We start from the raw sequence: 17,483 nt of genomic DNA, 5'->3' as shown, positions 1-17,483 counted from the left end.
ACCCAGAAGTAATAACCATAAAAGGGGAATACGATGAACACCACTCACTTATGCAAGCTCAGCCTGTTAACCGCTGCCATAAGCAGCACCATACCTGTAATCTCTTATGCCCAAGAAGATTCAGCCCTGCTGAATACACCCGTGCTCGAAGAAATTGTCGTTACCGCACGTAAACGATCTGAGAATTTACAGGATGTTCCGCTTGCAGTGACGGCTATGGACGCCAGAGAGCTGGCCATCAGCGGCGCCACTGACATTGCCGATGTACAAGCTCAAGTTCCTGGACTTACGGCCTATGCTGCTCGAGGTACCACCAGCACACTTACTGCATACATTCGCGGCGTGGGTCAGTCAGATCCGTTGTGGGGCGTTGAGCCCGGTGTTGGTTTGTATCTGGATGACGTATATATCGCCCGTCCCCAGGGAGCACTGCTGGATGTCTTTGATGTCGACCGTATTGAAGTTCTGCGGGGACCACAGGGAACACTTTATGGCCGCAACACCATCGGTGGCACCATCAAATATGTCTCCAAACCCGTATCTTTCGACACCGAGGGTAAACTGCAGGTAGCCCTTGGAAATTACGATCGCAAGGATCTGGTGGCCAGTTACAATACCGCACTGATTGATGAGGTTCTGGCTGCGAAAATCTCTGTTGCGTCTCTGCAACACGAAGGATTGGGTACCAATCACACCACCGGTGCCGATGTCAGTGATAAACAAGTACTCAGCGGACGCCTCGCACTGGATTGGCATATCAACTCAAGTCTGACTGCCAAACTGGCGCTGGACGCTACCAAAGATACTTCAGCCCCACGCGGCGGGCAAAGGTTGATGGCGAACCCGTGGGAAGCCACAATTCCGGTCATGCTATCTGGTCTGGTGACACCATTAATACCCGGCCTGCCTTATTATTCTGCCGACGCTGTAGACGCTGCTGCAGCCGCAAATGGCATCTCTCCCTTACCGGTTTCTGATGATCGCTACGATACTGACTCTGGTCTGGAGGGTTCACGCAATGACGTGAATACCTCCGGAGCCTCCCTGACGGTGGAATACGATATCAACAACACCTGGTCGTTTAAGTCCGTCACTGCCTATCGCCAGGGAGACAGCGATGGCACCATTGATTTTGACATGGGACCACTCCCCATCGCCGACGTTTACGGGGAATATGACGACCATCAATTCACCCAGGAACTGCAATTCAATTTTGACAATGGCGAAGACTGGCAGGCAGTCTTCGGTCTCTATTATATTGATGCCACCGCAGGTGGCACCGTGAAAAACAAGTTTTTACTGGCTCCTGTGTTACCGGCTGGTCATCCTGACAATCCCTTCCCTGTTTCTATCACCACCGTACTGCCACAATACACCACCAGTGCAGGTGACATCGTGACAGAAAGCTATTCCCTATATGGTGAAACCAGCTGGCAAATGACCGAGAAACTCAGCCTGACTCTGGGCGGACGCTACAACTGGGAAAAGAAAACCGCAGACATACTGGCTGAAAACTTTACCGACGATCAATTCACCGATGTCATTTACACCGAAACAGATTTTCAGGGCGACGAAACCTGGACAAGCTTTTCTCCTAAAATCAGCCTGGATTATCAACTCAGTGATGAAGCTCTGATCTATGCCAGTATCAGTGAGGGATTCAAAAGTGGAGGATTTAATATTCGGGCCAAGCAACTCAGTAATCCCGACTCAGTCAACCCCTACGATGAGGAAACCGTCACCAGCTACGAGATCGGAGTCAAAACCACTCTGTTTAATCGCTTGATGTTAAACGCCGCTTATTTTTACAGCGACTACGAAGACATTCAGTTAAGTATTTTCAGTCAATCCAGCGACGGCACTTTCTTTGGAGATTTCACTAACGCAGGACAGGGTGTAATTCAGGGTGTAGAAATGGAGTTTGCCGCAGCCCTGACAGAATCATTTAGTATCAGCGGAAACCTCGCCTACCTGGATGCCGAGTACAAGGAATACCTGGATGGCGGTGTCGATATTGCCGATCAGCAGGAGTTCACCAATACCCCTCGCTGGACTTACACACTCAACGCCACTTACGACCATACTCTGAAAAGTGGCTCTGGCATTACTGCACGACTGAGCTACAGCTATCGGGATGATATCATTCCAACGACCGATCTGAGCCCTCTTATCGAACAGGAAGCCTACAATACCATCGACGCGACCTTGGCCTACACAACTGCCGATAATCACTGGCGATTCGCCATTGAAGGGCGCAACCTGACTGACGAGGAATACCGTACCAGCGGTTATGACTTACGATCATCCGGCGCTCCTATTGTGGAAGGCTTTTATGGGGCACCACGTACTGTTGCCATCAAGGCAAGTTATGAGTTTTAGACCACAAACGTTACTGATGTGCTTTGAAATGTGACCCCCTGCGTAAATTGCAGGAACAACTAAAAGTCAGGAGACAAAAAACGCACCGCCTCAGTCTATGGAGACTTAACAGGCTGAGCGGTGCGTTTTTAATGTTTTACTTGTGATATGAACGAGACGGGACTTGCTTGCAAGCCACACGGATCAAACTTAATCCCAACTCAAAAATGTGGAATCCGGTGAATTGCCCAACACCGACTGGTCACGCTTCTTAACACCGCTAAGTTTACCGCGGGTTAGAACCGAGGCCTTTCGCCCGGCACTTTTCGGTACTGGTCTGGGTTTATAATTTTCCAGGTAATCCTTGGCGATACGCTCTGCATAATTTGCCTGCACCCAGGGATGAGCAAATTCCACAAAGCGTTCCATTTTACGAGCCAGCACTTCTCTGACCTGCTCTGCCAGGGCCGGATCAGCGCTGGAGAGACGATTAAAATCCAACTTAAACATCTGCAAACAGGCGATGTCTTTGATGTAATGCAGGCCTTTCAAAGTGGATAACTTGACCACCGGGATAACCAGATCGTCCTCGTTTGGATCCAGAAGGCTGGCATTTTCATAATCGAATGGGATAAAGGTATTACTTTCAGGACGAAAGTACGCCAATTCAGGGATGTCCGCCTCACTGGAAGGGTCATAGTGCAAGTAGAGGTCACTGGGCTTTAGCCATTCTTCCGGGATGCGGAAGCTGACGCCACCCTTCGGGTGAACGCGAGGCAAATAGCGCCTGGAACCGGTATCCTTGAGGCGAAACTCAACAACCAGTCGGTCAGAGTGGCACGTGTGAATTGCAAAACCACGCTCCAGAACCATACAAAACAGCTCAAAATGCTCATCTTGCGTCTTATAAGGTACCAGCATGGTATCCTCAGACCGATCATAGCCCCACATCTATAAACCCTCTGACTCGGTATCGACCCACCTATCTGAAATTCAGCAAAACTCTTACATCTGACGACATCTTCAGCAAAAATCTGACATTCAGTCAAAAAATAGCTCTATTTGTGTCTAAAGCACGCCAAACACTGACATCGCCGCTGTAATTAAACTGCGGATTACTGTTTTGGCAAACGAAACTTGGCGGTTTGGCGGCTGATAGCCACCAACTTTCCTTCGCTGTCCCACATTATGCCATCTTCTTCCGTAATGCCATCAGTCATCATTCGCGATGTGAACTGGCACTGAATTGGGCCCGGTGCGGGCCGCGCTCTGACCTGCACGGTCAGCTCAACAGTGGGAACCCAGCCGGTTGGTCCGAAATAGGTAAAGGCAGGCGGAGGAAAAGCGTCACTAAAGCATAGCAGAGCAAAAGGATCTACCGGGTTGCCATCGCGAAAATCAATCCAGCCATCCCAGCGCCCCTCTCCTTGAGGCTTGCCCAGCATGCAAAGCTCCTGGCCGGGGATGACCCAAAGATTGACATGTCTGGCCAACTTCACGTGAGGTGGCGGCGATAACAACACGCAGTCTTCCGAAGACAACGTCGTAGCCGGCTGTACCAGCTGCTGAGTCACTCCCTGTACACGTTCAAAGTCGGTGAAAGCGGCGGTAACCTGCACCTTCAGCTCGCCCTGCTGGTACATTCTGACCATGGCAAAGGAAGTGGAACCGCCGGAACGCAGCTCTTCAACGTCACACTCTACCGGTCCGACCTGGGTAGGAGCCATGTAGAAGGCGCTGACACTCAAAGGGTCTTTATGGGGCAATGCTTCACTCAGGACCTTGGCGGCAATGGCCATGATGTACCCGCCATTGGGCACATCACCAATACACCAGTTATCGCTGAAAGCCGACAGCCAGCGGTTGTCAGCCACCTTCTCTATCTGTGTTTCCTGCTGGAATAACCCCATGAATCAATCCCTGTAGCTGTGTGGTTGCCTTATAGGCTCAAACGCACCTGAGTCTTACTCCGGACGCATAGCCGGGAACAACAACACATCACGGATCGATGGAGAATCGGTCAGCAACATTACCAGACGGTCGATACCAATACCCTGCCCCGCTGTCGGTGGCAGACCGTACTCCAGAGCACGGACATAATCGGCATCGTAGTGCATGGCCTCGTCATCACCCGCATCCTTCTCGGCTACTTGCGCCTGGAAACGTTCAGCCTGATCTTCGGCATCATTCAACTCAGAAAAACCATTGGCAATTTCACGGCCACCGACGAAGAACTCAAAACGGTCGGTCACAAACGGATCATCGTCGCTGCGACGCGCCAAGGGAGATACTTCAGTCGGATACTTTGTAATAAACGTTGGATCATCCAAACGATGCTCCACGGTTTTCTCGAAGATTTCGATCTGAATTTTGCCCAGCCCCCAAATGTCTTTCAGAGGGATTCCGAGCTTCGTGGCCACACCACGGGCACTGTCGATATTATCAATATCGCTGGCCGACAATTCTGGATTGAAGTGCAGAATGGAATCAAAAACGCTGATGCGACGGAAAGGCTTGGTAAAGTCGTAAACGGTTTCTTCCGTGACTTCACCGTCGGCATTTTTAACGGTACTGCGAATTTCAGTGGTTCCGATAACCTGCTCGCACAACTTGCGCAGCATGTCTTCGGTCAGATCCATCAGATCATTGTAATCTGCGTAGGCCTGATAGAATTCCAGCATGGTGAATTCAGGGTTATGACGAGTCGACAGACCTTCGTTACGGAAGTTACGGTTGATTTCGTAAACCCGATCGAACCCACCCACAACCAGACGCTTGAGGTACAGCTCAGGAGCAATACGCAGGTACATATCAATATCCAGCGCATTGTGATGAGTGACAAATGGACGCGCTGTGGCTCCGCCTGGAATGGCTTGCAGCATTGGCGTTTCAACTTCCAGGAAGTCATGCCCATTGAGGTAATTACGGATAAACGCCACAATCGCGGACCGCATTTTAAACGTGTCACGCACTTCAGGATTGGCAATCAGATCGACGTAACGCTGACGATAACGCATTTCCTGATCAGCCAGGCCATGGTATTTGTCCGGCAGAGGACGCAGGGCTTTGGTGAGCAACTGGTATTCATCCAGCTGAACGTACAGATCACCCTTGCCCGATTTGTGCAGTTCGCCGCGAACTCCAACGATATCGCCCAGATCCAGAGATTTGGCGAATGGACGAGCTTCCTTGGTCACATACAACTGGATACGACCAGAGCTGTCCTGGATTTCCATGAAAGCACCACGGTTACGAATCAAGCGGCCGGCAACACTGAACACCTTACCCATCTCTTCCAGTTCAGGCTTCTCAAAACGACCATACTCATTCTGCAAATCCTGGGCCTTGCTATCAGGACGGAAAGTATTCGGGAAAGCGTTGCCCGCTTCACGCAAGGCAGATAACTTACTGCGACGCTCGGCGATCAACTTGTTTTCGTCTTGAGGCTGTTGCGTGTTGTTGCTCATAGTCTTTATCCAATTGTATGCACCGGATCGCCAAGTGGATCCGGATCGTATTCAAATGCCGGGCTGTTTGTTACAGACCCGCTTTCAAGCTTGCTTCCATAAACATGTCCAATCCACCGTCCAGAACGGTGCCACAGTTACTGGTCTGAACATTGGTGCGCAGATCTTTAATACGCTGGTCATCGAGGACATAGGAACGAATCTGGCTTCCCCAGCCAATATCCGCCTTGTTGTCTTCGAGAGCCTGCTTCTCCTCGTTGCGCTTGAGCATTTCCTGCTCATAAATTTTAGCGCGAAGCATCTTCCACGCCTGATCCCGGTTTTTATGCTGAGAACGCTGACTCTGACACTCGGCCACAATACCGGTAGGTTCGTGCGTCAGTCGGACCGCCGAATCGGTCTTGTTCACGTGCTGACCACCTGCCCCGGAAGCGCGGTAGGTATCAGTACGAACATCCGATGGATTGATGTCGATCTCGATGTTTTCATCAATTTCAGGAGATACAAACACCGAACAAAATGAGGTGTGGCGACGGTTGCCGGAATCAAACGGCGATTTGCGCACCAAACGGTGAACGCCGGTCTCGGTTCTCAACCAACCGAAAGCGTATTCACCCTCAAAGCGAATCGTGGCACTTTTGATACCCGCCACTTCGCCCGCAGAGGCCTCTTCCAGTGTGGTTTTAAAGCCTTTGGCTTCACCCCAGCGCAAGTACATACGCAATACCATTTCAGCCCAATCCTGAGCTTCGGTACCGCCAGAGCCGGACTGGATCTCAACAAACGCATTGTTGGGGTCCATTTCGCCGGAGAACATGCGACGGAATTCCAGCTTGGCGAGGTGCTCATTGAGGGTCTCAATTTCTACCTCAACTTCGGCCACACTGTCGGCGTCGTCTTCTTCCACCGCCATATCCAGCAGCTCACGGCAGTCATCGACGCCCTGATCCAGATCTTCGATGGTTTTGACCACTTCTTCCAGGCTGGATCGCTCACGACCCAGCTCCTGAGCCCGTTCAGGCTTGTCCCAGACACTGGGCTCGGCCAGCTCCAGTTCGACCTCGGTTAAACGCTCTTTCTTGTGAGCGTAGTCAAAGATACCCCCTAAGAACGTCAGTGCGCTCCTGAAGGTCTTTTAAAGCATTTACTAATGGGGCGATTTCCATGAAAACCCTTTATTTCGTCGTCAGATACAGAAAGTCAGATACGGAAAGTTTGACAGGCAAAAATTCAGCCGCGAATTGTACAGGAGCCAAACCCCGAACTCTAGCAGTGGCAGGGCTCCACATAAAAACAAAGCCATCTCTCGACCTGCGGGCAGAAATGACTCAAAAACTGTCACTTTAAGGGCTTTCCCCTATCCCCAAAACCTGCAATAGTCTGGTCCTAATGAAAAAACCATCCACCCATCAAGAGAGAGAAACCGAATGTCTGTTGTTGACGCTTTGAACCGCCGAGTATCGACCCGCGCTTTCCTGGATAAACCAGTGCCGGAAGAGCTTCTGAAAACCATCTTCACTGAAGCCCAGCAATCCCCCTCCAACTGTAATGTGCAGCCCTGGCAGACTTACGTTGTTTCTGGCGACAAGAAAGATCAACTGAAAGACAAACTTCTCTCAGCCATTATGAGCGGTGCAGCCCCGAATCCCGATTTTGACTGGGAAGTGCGTTATGAAGGTGCCCATCGGGACAGACAATTTGGTGCCGCCAACGCTCTGTACGGCGCGATGGGCATAGAACGCACCGATAAACAGGGTCGTCAGTTGGCCATGGCCCGCAACTGGAGCTTTTTTGACGCTCCACATGTCGCATTCTTCACCATGGACAAATACCTCAACATTATGGGTGCAGTGGACATTGGTATCTACGCTCAAACCCTGTCACTGCTCCTGGCGGATCACGGCCTGGCCAGCTGCATGCAAGGTGCACTGGGGCAATTCCCCGACCCGGTTCGTGAAATGCTCGAGTTGCCGGATGAACGTGGCATTTTGTTCGGCATGTCGTTTGGCTATGCCGATGAATCTGCCGATGTAAACCGCGCCCGTACAGACCGCGAGCCTCTGGAAAACTCTGTGACATTTGTCGACTGATTACCGACACTTATTTTCGATACACAAAGCCGCCCTTAAGTATTTGGGCAAACAGGCTTCAGGGCCAATCAAGTCGCAATCACGATTTGCGACTTGATTACTTTATCCCCCGCCAGATTTAGGCTCATTTCGCGAGACAAGCACCACCCTTTACCTCCTGCACGCCGTCAGCCAAGCAACATTCTATTCAGGCTTGGCACTCTGTTATACTCCACAGCCTTTGGCGTGACATCTCTTCGTCACATACCTTGGACCAGACGTACACAATAAGCGACTGAGAGTTCCAATCACCCACGAGCCAGATCCACATAATGCCCAAACAAGATACATCAACCCCGAATTACTACACCCCTCGCTATTGGCCAACATGGCTGGCAATCCTGCTGCTGAATATCTGGTCCATGCTCCCCTGGCGCCTGCAAACAGCCGTCGCGCGAATTCTGGGGCGCGTGTTAATGACTTTGGCACGCCGACGCCGCCACATTGTGGATGTGAACTTGCAGTTGTGCTTTCCTGAATGGGACGAGGCAACGCGCAAAAAGAAGATCAAAGAAGTCTTTTTCAACAACGCACTGGGGCTTGTTGAGACCAGCAACGCGTACCGATCTTCTGCAAAAACCTTACAGGATAAAGTGGTGATTGAAGGGCTGGACGTTCTCAAAGCGGCCCAGGATCAACAGCGTGGAGTCTTGTTACTTGGCGCCCATTACAGCCATCTGGATATGGGCGGAGCCCTGACCGCACTGGCCTGTGACCCTCTGGCGATCTACCGTCCCAACAACAACCCACTGATGGACAAATACATTATTGATGGCCGAATGACCTTCATGAAAGGCATCATTAAACGCTCCGATATGCGCAGCATTGCCCGGGCACTGAAAAAAAACGAGGTGGTCTGGTACCCGCCGGATCAGGATTACGGCAGAGATCACTCAGTGTACGCCCCGTTTTTCGGTGTTAATGCAGCAACAATCACCGCGACCAGCCGGCTGGTTAAATTTAACCAGTCTCCAGTGGTTATGCTGTCATGCTATCGGGATGAGAAATCCGAGAAATACCACCTGACGTTCAAACCAGCCCCCGAAGGCTTCCCCAGCGGCGATGACACCATTGATGCGGAACTGATCAATAAAGCCATTGAGGACTGCATCCGGCTGGCCCCTACCCAGTACATGTGGACGCATCGACGCTTCAAAACCCAACCGGATGGTCGCGCAAAACTGTACAAATAACTCTCTGTTCTTCGCCATAACCTGAGCCGGCCTGGCCGGCAACGAATTACATTCTGGCTTTGGTTTTGGCGGTAGCAATAGCCTCAAGTGGATTATCAGGCCATGGGTGCTTTGGATAACGCCCCTTCATTTCCTTTTTCACATCCTGATAGCTGCCTTGCCAAAAGCCGGCCAGGTCCTGAGTAACCTGCAAAGGACGGCGTGCCGGCGACAACAAATGAACCATCAGCGTCACTTTCCCTTGGGCAATCGTCGGGGAGGACAGACAGCCAAACATTTCCTGCAGCTTAACGGCCAATACCGGGGGACTCTGACTGTAATCAATCGCAATACGTGAACCGGAAGGTACGGTCCATCGCTGCGGCGCCTGTTCATCCAATGTCTGGGGCAGCGGCCAGGGCAATAAACCCTGCAGCATGGAAGCAACATCCAGCTCCTTGAAATGACTCAGCTTGGTGACCTTTTTGACAACATCGCTGGTCAGATAAGGCTCCAGCCAGGACGACACGCTGCGCAGCAATCCCGCATCACTCACATCGGGCCATGGATTGGGATCCTCTGTTGAATGGGCTCGCAACAATTCAATTCGAGCGCGCCATTGGTTCAACTCTTCTGGCCACTCAAACAGACTCAGCCCACGCTTTTGAACCAACCCGAGCAGTGCCTGCCTGCGCTCGTCATCCGAAATAGACTCCAGGGCCTTTTGCTCCAACACCAGCTTGCCCAGCTTTCGCAGTTTTTCAGCTCTGAGCTTTTCGGCTCGCTCATCCCACTCTACGCAGACCTCGTCTTCAATCTGAGCGGCGAAATAGTGATTCAACGCTTCTAGATCCAGTGAAGCTGCGAGAAAAATACGATCACTACTGCGCCCCTGCAAACCTCCCACAGAAGCCACAACCAACCAGGGCTCTTTGGCCAGAGCATCCTGCTCCACAAAATCCGCCGAACGACCATTACTGAGCTGATAACTCAAGCGATTCCCACTGCGTTGCCGGGCAATGCGATCCGGATAGGCAAACGCCAGCAAGACCCCCACCAACCCGGCTTCATCAGCAGGCGTTGCGGAAGAAACCTCAGAAGCACCTATCGAAATACCCGCCAGCAAGCGTTCAAACTGACGCAACTGTTGCTTCATTCGCGCCAGCACGCTCTTTTGTGATCGATCCGCTGTGCGCTCCCCGCGCAACAGTTCCAGACGCAGCTGAATATCAGCCCCGCCCGACTTCATCACGTCCCGCTCCGACAACAACACCGCAAGCTCACAACCCAAACGGCTCTGCCCCAACAACCTGGCTTTTATCATCATATGAGCCAGTCTGGGGTGAGTTGGCAACTGCAGCATTCCCTGACCCATCTCGGTTACACGCCACTGCCTGGCACCCGCTGTCTGCGCAGTTGCTTCAACAGGCTCGGAGGCACCCAACTGTTGCAACAAGTCCAGAGCTTGTTGATAAGGTGCTTGCGCCGGAGCTTCCAGCCAGTTGAGTTCACTGAGGTCGCTTACTCCCCAGTTCAACAGCTGTAATGCCAGTGGCGCCAAATCGGCTTGCTGTATTTCGGGTGGAGTAAACGCTGCCAGCTCATTTTGTTGGCTTTCTGACCACAGACGATAGCAAACGCCCTCTTCCAGTCGACCCGCACGGCCACAACGCTGGGTGGCAGAAGCCTTGGATACCCGCTGGGTGGTTAAGCGAGTCATACCACTGTTGGGATCAAACGCCGGCAAACGGCTCAATCCCGAATCCACGACAACCCTGACACCTTCAATGGTCAAACTGGTTTCTGCAATACTGGTTGCCAACACCACTTTTCGCAGGCCATCACGGCAGGGCTCTATCGCACGTCGCTGTTCTGCCAAACTCAAATCCCCATAGAGAGGACAAAGCATGACTGGAGAGCCCTCTCCCAACTTGTCCTGTAACTGCTGATTCACCTGGCGGATCTCTCCCTGCCCCGGCAGAAACACCAGCACGCTGCCCGTTTCTTCCTCCACAGCCTGAAGCACGGTGGAAACAACCCGCTCTGCGATTCTTTCCCCATAGCGATAAGGGGCACCATAGCGAAGCGACACAGGAAACATTTTCCCTTCGCTTCGCACCACCGGTGCACCACCTAAAAATTCACTCAACTGCTGGCCATTCAGAGTCGCTGACATGATCAACAATTTGAGCGGCTGCTCCCGCAAATCACCGAACAGCGTGCGCCCCTGCAGAGTCAACGCCAGCCCCAGATCTGCATCCAGACTGCGTTCATGAAACTCATCGAAAATCAGTAATCCAATACCATCCAGCGAAGGATCGTCCTGCAACAAGCGGTTGAGCACCCCTTCTGTCACGACTTCGATACGGGTATTGGGCCCCACTCTTGAATCCAGTCTGACTCGGTAGCCAACTGTTTCGCCTACCGCTTCACTCAACATTTGAGCCATACGTTCTGCTGCGGCTCGAGCCGCAAGGCGTCGGGGCTCGAGCATCAGGATTTTTTGTCCTTGCAGCCAGGGCTCCTGTAGCAGGGACAAGGGCACCTGCGTGGTTTTACCTGCCCCCGGAGGCGCTTCCAGAATCACCTCATTACCTCTGGCTAATGAGTCTTTCAGCTCTGGAATAACAGTAAAGATTGGCAACGCCTGGGACATAAAACGCTCTTCTGTGGTGGTGTATTTCGACTAAAGCCTGCTGCGAAAGCAACGACCAGCAGCGTCGACAAGGGTCTATTTTACTCAGCCTCACGGGAAAACATACCTCTAGATTCTTGAGAGGATTCAATAGGCTTAAGAGAATTCACACGATAGAATTGCTGGCTTTACTGCTGAAAGATCAGCCTGATAAACCCATAAGTTAACAAGGCTGCCCAAAAGCAAAACACGCCAGAAAATACAGGACACCTATGTTTACCCAACGCCTGACTAACCTGTTGCAGACCGGCCTGAACTCTTTGACCCTATCTTTTGCCCTGTCGATGTCACTGGGCATCAGCTCTGTCGCAATTGCTGATACCGATGAGTTACAAAAGCCAGCCGTACCCCTGAAACGCCATGTTATCCTGATTATTGGCGACGGTATGGACGACAACCACATCACCATCGCCAGAAACTATTTAAAAGGTGCCCGGGGGCAATTGCAGCTGGACTTGATGCCGGTGCGCAGTGTAGTTCAGGTACTCGCGGTGGAAGAAGACAATCCAGAGAGGCCCGTCTACGTTGCGGACTCAGCCAATACCGCCACAGCCATTGCTACGGGGGTCGTCACCAGCCGCGGACGCATTGCCACCAGTCCCGGTGAGGATCTTGATTTACCCACCATTGCAGAATTAGCCCAAACATCCGGTTACGCGACTGGTATCGTCACTACCGCCAGCGTTACAGATGCAACGCCTGCCTCTTTTATCAGCCATGCTGCGGCACGGACATGCGAAGACCCAAGCCTTATGCAGCCGTCTGAGAAACACCCCAACTGGCTTGACGTCTCCGCTTGCGGTGTTGACCGGATTACCAACGGTGGACTCGGTTCCATTGCCCAGCAAATCGCAACCGGCAGCACCGATATAGTTCTGGGTGGCGGTCTTGGCCACTTTCAGCAACCAACGGAAAGCGGACATCAATCCCTTATCAATCTCGCCGAAACCAATGGCTATCACGTGACCCAGTCCCTGGAATCACTCACAGGTCTGGAGCCTGGGAAAAAAGTAATGGGGTTGTTTGCCGAGGGCACCCTGCCAACCATCTGGCGGGGAGAACAGAATCGTATTGCTGAAAAGCCGACTCCCAGCCTCCTCAATCGAATGGACTGGCGTCTTGGCAGCGTTGAACTGCCCACCCCGATGTACTGTGAGCGAAATCCCGATTTCGGGGCAACCCCCACCCTCAAACAATTAACTGATACCGCAATTCGTCATCTCAATACTCAAAACGGAAAAGGCTTTTTCCTGATGGTGGAATCCGCTTCCGTGGATAAACAAGCCCACAGCCGCAACCCCTGTGGCAGTATCGGTGAAATGGAACAATTGGAAGAAGCCCTGGAAAGTGCTCTGAAGTTTGCCGAAAAAGAGCCCAACACATTGATTTTAGTGACTGCTGATCACGGGCAAGCCGCGCAACTGACGCCTAATACCAGTATCTATTCGAAGTCAGGCGTTCCAGTCTACTCTCCAGGTCACGTAGCTCGCATTATCACACCGGAAAATCAAATCATGGCCATCAATTATGCCACCACGAACGATTTCCCCTATGAAGAACATACCGGAGTCAATGTCCCCTTGTTCAGCAATCAGGACAGTAATGGAGACATTCCCCCAATGGTGAGGCAACCTGAGCTATTCAACATCATGGCTGATTATTTGAATCTGACCGAGAAACAGGAAACACCCCGGAAACCAGTGGAGCCATAAAAACAGCCCCCACTTAAGGGGAAGGAAGCGCCTATGGGGAAGAAAGTGTCCCTGAATACCCAATGGCTGAAGGTGTGAATTCAGAAAAACCGTATTTCTCAGCTCGCTTTTTCAACCAACCACTGGCCTGAAGCTCTTTCAGCCGGTGGTTTACAAATTCATGCACATGCTCACCCAAATCGTTACTCATTAGTAAAGTAATTGTCGTAGGTGGAATCTCGTGATCTAACGGAAAAAATCGGTATTTTTCTTTTTCTATCCCCAACTGCTGCATCGCAAATCGAATACGTGCTGCGCTCTCCATAAAATAAGGGGCTCTATCAGCCTCCAGCATTTTTATGGCCGATTGATGACTGGTCGCACGTAGAAATGTAAACCCGTATTTGTCACGAAATCTTAAGGCTCCCGGATATTTAAATCCCTGCAGCCAAACCACCTGCCGTCCACTCAATCGTCGCAGGTTGAAGGTACCAAACTTAGACTTTTCAGGGTACGCCAAAGACAGCCGGTAAGGTATTAAGTCAATATCCGCAAAGGTCGCGTTCTCCCAGATTCCTTCTTGCCCCCAGGACCTTAGTGCATAAGCGATCCATCGTTTGGCCTGCCCATATTGCATTTCACGCTTGATCCGTCGCAGCGGTTTTATAACAGTATGAAGTTGATAAGAGGAAGATCTGAAGATTTCGTGGATCACATCCGTGACGAGACCTTCACCTGCAGCTTCATCATTAAGAATCTGTAACGGTTCACCGGCACTGCCGTATACCAGATAGTGAATGTCCTTTGGATTTCCGTCAGCGGTCATGTCACTGGCAACAGAAGCACTGGCAAAGAAAATAGAGATGAGCCATAGCCACCTCACACGCCGCACAAAGCTACCGCAATCGTCCAACATTAAGAAAAATCCTGGCATCGTCAACGACAGACTCTTCTCTGAGGCTACCTGTGATATAAAAATACTCCGGTTTGTATTCCTTTACCTCGGAAGCTGAAAAACGCACTCTGGTGCAAAAATCATTATTGACGAATGTGCACCACTAAAGCCACTCATCATATCGGAAAACAGAGTATGTACAACCTCAAAAGCGGGAAAGGCCTTAGGGCTGATTACTGGCCACAATCAGCCACCAAAGACACTTTCATTTGTGGTAGCGGGTTCCAAAATTTATCTGCCAGATACAAAAACACCGCCCTATAGGCGGTGTTTTTGTACGGCGTCAGAAAAACCTTACAGGACTTCGAACAGACCCGCAGCGCCCATGCCACCACCAACACACATAGTCACAACCACGTATTTTACTCCGCGGCGTTTACCCTCGATCAGAGCGTGCATCACCATACGCGCACCACTCATACCGTAAGGGTGACCAATGGAGATAGCGCCACCATTAACGTTCAGGCGGTCATTGGGGATACCCAGCTTATCGCGGCAGTAGATAACCTGAACAGCAAAGGCTTCGTTCAACTCCCACAAACCAATGTCTTCCATCTTCAAACCAGTGCGTTGCAGCAGTTTGGGAATGGCAAATACAGGACCAATGCCCATCTCGTCTGGTTCACAACCAGCGACAGCCATACCGCGGTAAACTCCCAGAGGAGACAGACCACGTTGCTCAGCCAGCTGACTGTCCATCATAACAACTGCAGCAGCGCCGTCAGACAACTGAGAAGCGTTACCACCCGTGATAGAACCACCTTCGCGAACAGCTTTCAGGCCAGACAGACCTTCCAGATTGGTTCCCGGACGGTTACCTTCGTCTTTGGTCAGAGTCACTTGCTCTTCGCTGATCGCACCGGTTTCTTTGTCCTGTACCAGCTTGGTCGCAGTGACAGGCACGATTTCATCATCAAACTTGCCAGCTTCTTGTGCGGCAGCAGTACGAGCCTGAGACTGAACCGCGTATTCATCCTGAGCCTCACGGGAAATGCTGTAACGGTTTGCAACCACCTCAGCAGTATCCAGCATTGGCATGTGAATGTTTGGAGCATGTGCGATGGCTTTTGGATCAACCATGCGAGACACGTTCATTTTGTCGTTTTGAACCAGGCTGATGGATTCACAGCCACCGGCCAGAACTACCGGAGCACCATCCATAACGATTTGCTTGGCTGCAGTAGCGATGGACATCAGACCTGAAGAACACTGACGATCCAGGCTCATACCAGAAACACTAACGGGCAGACCAGAAGCCATTACTACCTGACGACCAATGTTATAACCCTGTGAACCCTGCTGCAGAGCAGCGCCCCAGATACAATCATCAATTTCTGCAGGATCAACACCTGCACGCTTTACCGCTGCCTCAATGGCAAAAGATGAAAGGCTCGGAGATTCCAGGTTATTGAATGCACCACGGTAAGCTCGGCCAATCGGGGTACGAGCTGCTGAAACAATCACTGCTTCTTTCATATCGAAATCCTTAATTTCTCTCTGGAAGTATCTATAAGCTTCTATAGATGCGATTAATGCCCATCAAGCTGGCCAGAGAAATCAGCCAGCCGATGTGCACCATAAATTTATTTCTGGGACTGAACGTACTGCATGGCCTTGGTCAGGAATTTTTCAGTCTGCTTCGACCCGGACTCTAGCTCGCTTTGCTTGGAGGTGTCGCTCACACCATCCCACTTAGCGAGAACAGCTTCAGGGCTCTGCTCTTCTTTTGGAATAAACACACCGTCAGTTTCGAACAAACGGGTTGAAGCGTAACCCCCGGCACCAGCACACAGAATGAAACGGTTTGGCGCATCTTCATGCACCAGGGTCAAGGCACCGGCAGTCACAGCTTCAGGCTGCAACATTGCCAAAATTTCTGGGGGCATCAGATCTTCAGTCATGCGGGTTGCCGCTGTAGGAGCCAGAGCATTAACACGGATGTCGTACTTGGCCCCCTCCAGAACCAGGGTATTCATGAAACCCAGCACCGCCATTTTGGCGGCACCGTAGTTGGTTTGACCGAAATTACCGTACATGCCGGAAGACGATGTGGTCATAACAATGCGACCGTAATTTTGCTCGCGCATAATGTCCCATACTGCTTTGGTACAGTTCACACTGCCCATAACGTGGACATCCATCACCAATTGGAAATCAGCAATTTCCATTTTGGCGAAGCTTTTATCACGCAGGATGCCGGCGTTGTTAATCAGGATATCAACGCGCCCCCACTTATCCATGGTTTGCTTAACCATGTCTTGCACTTCACTGAAATTAGCAACGTTGGCACCGTGAGCCAGAGCTTCGCCACCCATCTCTTCAATCAGAGCAACAACTTCTTTAGCGGCATCGGAGGAATTACCGCTTCCATCACGGGCTCCACCCAGATCGTTAACGACAACCTTGGCACCACGACGAGCTAATTCCAGCGCGTGTGAACGCCCCAAGCCATTACCGGCACCAGTAACAATCGCAACGCGACCTTCAAAGCTAACAGACATAATTTACTTCCTTCTTTAACAAATTCAGATCTGGATAGAGGTAGCTTAAGCCACCATTTGCATGCCAATCCACACCGCTTTAAGTGCAGGCTTTTCCACACCTTCGATTTCAATGGTCACTTCAGTCTTGGTAACAAACTGACCAGGATTCTTTTCGACAATCTCCAGATTCTTAGCCCGTGCACGAATACGGCTATTCACTTTTACCGGAGAGAGGAAACGTACGGAATCGAAGCCGTAGTTAATCCCCATGTAGACACCCTCAATGGCCATACCAAACTCTTCAGAGAAATGAGACAACATGGACAGAGACAAAAAGCCATGAGCAATAGTAGAGCCAAAAGGGGTTTCCTTGGCTTTTTCCGGATCTACATGGATAAATTGATGATCATGAGTACAGTCAGCAAACTGGTCAATCTGATCCTGAGTAACGGTAAACCATTCCGTTGGTTCAGACTCACGGCCAATGTATTGCTCAATTTCATCTTTCTTGATCAGCATAATACTCTCTCACT

The 17,483-nt window shown here is 51.1% G+C and carries 13 protein-coding genes; 4 read left to right on the top strand and 9 right to left on the bottom strand.

Annotated features, from left to right (window positions below; genetic code table 11):
• Positions 1-33: 33 nt before the first annotated feature.
• Positions 34-2,379 carry a TonB-dependent receptor gene (locus KOI40_RS08670; RefSeq protein ID WP_216097111.1) on the top strand — a complete coding sequence of 782 codons (2,346 nt, stop codon included), beginning with the start codon at positions 34-36 and terminating at the stop codon, positions 2,377-2,379.
• Positions 2,380-2,568: 189 nt separating this feature from the next.
• On the opposite strand, the gene KOI40_RS08665 is transcribed toward KOI40_RS08670, so the two are convergent.
• From KOI40_RS08665 to prfB, 4 genes are all read right to left on the bottom strand, one after another.
• Positions 2,569-3,309 carry a hypothetical protein gene (locus KOI40_RS08665; protein ID WP_216097110.1) on the bottom strand — a complete coding sequence of 247 codons (741 nt, stop codon included), beginning with the start codon at positions 3,307-3,309 and terminating at the stop codon, positions 2,569-2,571.
• A gap of 164 nt (positions 3,310-3,473) precedes the next feature.
• Complete coding sequence (locus KOI40_RS08660) at positions 3,474-4,268, bottom strand: thioesterase family protein (protein ID WP_216097109.1); 795 nt, start codon at positions 4,266-4,268, stop codon at positions 3,474-3,476.
• A 54-nt stretch (positions 4,269-4,322) separates the two neighbouring features.
• Entirely contained in the window at positions 4,323-5,825 is a 1,503-nt protein-coding gene (gene lysS / locus KOI40_RS08655; RefSeq protein ID WP_216097108.1) for a lysine--tRNA ligase, read from the bottom strand.
• Positions 5,826-5,895: 70 nt separating this feature from the next.
• Positions 5,896-6,991 (bottom strand): peptide chain release factor 2 gene (gene prfB / locus KOI40_RS08650; protein ID WP_216097107.1). Its coding sequence is split into 2 segments (ribosomal slippage): positions 5,896-6,918 and positions 6,920-6,991, totalling 1,095 coding nucleotides; the frame shifts between segments, so codons are not numbered across the junction.
• Positions 6,992-7,252: 261 nt separating this feature from the next.
• Here prfB and KOI40_RS08645 point away from each other — a divergent pair.
• Both KOI40_RS08645 and lpxL read left to right on the top strand, forming a co-directional pair.
• On the top strand, positions 7,253-7,915 hold the full coding sequence (locus KOI40_RS08645; protein WP_216097106.1) for a nitroreductase: 663 nt from the start codon (positions 7,253-7,255) through the stop codon (positions 7,913-7,915).
• A 311-nt stretch (positions 7,916-8,226) separates the two neighbouring features.
• Entirely contained in the window at positions 8,227-9,147 is a 921-nt protein-coding gene (gene lpxL / locus KOI40_RS08640; protein WP_216097105.1) for an LpxL/LpxP family Kdo(2)-lipid IV(A) lauroyl/palmitoleoyl acyltransferase, read from the top strand.
• A gap of 46 nt (positions 9,148-9,193) precedes the next feature.
• On the opposite strand, the gene hrpB is transcribed toward lpxL, so the two are convergent.
• Positions 9,194-11,782 carry an ATP-dependent helicase HrpB gene (gene hrpB / locus KOI40_RS08635; protein ID WP_216097104.1) on the bottom strand — a complete coding sequence of 863 codons (2,589 nt, stop codon included), beginning with the start codon at positions 11,780-11,782 and terminating at the stop codon, positions 9,194-9,196.
• 251 nt (positions 11,783-12,033) lie between these two features.
• Here hrpB and KOI40_RS08630 point away from each other — a divergent pair, with 251 nt between their 5' ends.
• Positions 12,034-13,533, top strand: a complete 1,500-nt coding sequence (locus tag KOI40_RS08630; protein ID WP_216097103.1) for an alkaline phosphatase — start codon at positions 12,034-12,036, stop codon at positions 13,531-13,533.
• Between the two features lie 31 nt (positions 13,534-13,564).
• Here KOI40_RS08630 and KOI40_RS08625 read toward each other — a convergent pair whose 3' ends face one another.
• The 4 genes from KOI40_RS08625 to KOI40_RS08610 form a co-directional block, all read right to left on the bottom strand.
• A complete protein-coding gene (locus tag KOI40_RS08625; RefSeq protein WP_216097102.1) occupies positions 13,565-14,428 on the bottom strand; it encodes a transporter substrate-binding domain-containing protein in 864 nt (287 codons plus the stop codon).
• Between the two features lie 333 nt (positions 14,429-14,761).
• Entirely contained in the window at positions 14,762-15,943 is a 1,182-nt protein-coding gene (locus KOI40_RS08620) for an acetyl-CoA C-acyltransferase (protein ID WP_216097101.1), read from the bottom strand.
• Positions 15,944-16,050: 107 nt separating this feature from the next.
• A complete protein-coding gene (locus tag KOI40_RS08615) occupies positions 16,051-16,968 on the bottom strand; it encodes an SDR family NAD(P)-dependent oxidoreductase (protein WP_167184722.1) in 918 nt (305 codons plus the stop codon).
• A gap of 45 nt (positions 16,969-17,013) precedes the next feature.
• Positions 17,014-17,469: a MaoC family dehydratase gene (locus KOI40_RS08610; RefSeq protein ID WP_216097100.1), complete on the bottom strand. Its 456-nt coding sequence runs from the start codon at positions 17,467-17,469 to the stop codon at positions 17,014-17,016.
• Between the last annotated feature and the right edge of the window lie 14 nt (positions 17,470-17,483).

Source organism: Pseudomaricurvus albidus (assembly GCF_018863235.1).
GTDB classification, from domain to species: domain Bacteria; phylum Pseudomonadota; class Gammaproteobacteria; order Pseudomonadales; family Cellvibrionaceae; genus Pseudomaricurvus; species Pseudomaricurvus albidus.
This window is presented reverse-complemented; position numbering and strand designations above follow the sequence as displayed.

Excerpts from the sequence above, each read along its gene's own strand:
- KOI40_RS08670 (WP_216097111.1), top strand. The coding sequence starts at position 34 with ATGAACACCACTCACTTATGCAAGCTCAGCCTGTTAACCGCTGCCATA.
- KOI40_RS08665 (WP_216097110.1), bottom strand. The coding sequence starts at position 3,309 with ATGTGGGGCTATGATCGGTCTGAGGATACCATGCTGGTACCTTATAAG.
- KOI40_RS08660 (WP_216097109.1), bottom strand. The coding sequence starts at position 4,268 with ATGGGGTTATTCCAGCAGGAAACACAGATAGAGAAGGTGGCTGACAAC.
- lysS (WP_216097108.1), bottom strand. The coding sequence starts at position 5,825 with ATGAGCAACAACACGCAACAGCCTCAAGACGAAAACAAGTTGATCGCC.
- KOI40_RS08645 (WP_216097106.1), top strand. The coding sequence starts at position 7,253 with ATGTCTGTTGTTGACGCTTTGAACCGCCGAGTATCGACCCGCGCTTTC.
- lpxL (WP_216097105.1), top strand. The coding sequence starts at position 8,227 with ATGCCCAAACAAGATACATCAACCCCGAATTACTACACCCCTCGCTAT.
- hrpB (WP_216097104.1), bottom strand. The coding sequence starts at position 11,782 with ATGTCCCAGGCGTTGCCAATCTTTACTGTTATTCCAGAGCTGAAAGAC.
- KOI40_RS08630 (WP_216097103.1), top strand. The coding sequence starts at position 12,034 with ATGTTTACCCAACGCCTGACTAACCTGTTGCAGACCGGCCTGAACTCT.
- KOI40_RS08625 (WP_216097102.1), bottom strand. The coding sequence starts at position 14,428 with ATGTTGGACGATTGCGGTAGCTTTGTGCGGCGTGTGAGGTGGCTATGG.
- KOI40_RS08620 (WP_216097101.1), bottom strand. The coding sequence starts at position 15,943 with ATGAAAGAAGCAGTGATTGTTTCAGCAGCTCGTACCCCGATTGGCCGA.
- KOI40_RS08615 (WP_167184722.1), bottom strand. The coding sequence starts at position 16,968 with ATGTCTGTTAGCTTTGAAGGTCGCGTTGCGATTGTTACTGGTGCCGGT.
- KOI40_RS08610 (WP_216097100.1), bottom strand. The coding sequence starts at position 17,469 with ATGCTGATCAAGAAAGATGAAATTGAGCAATACATTGGCCGTGAGTCT.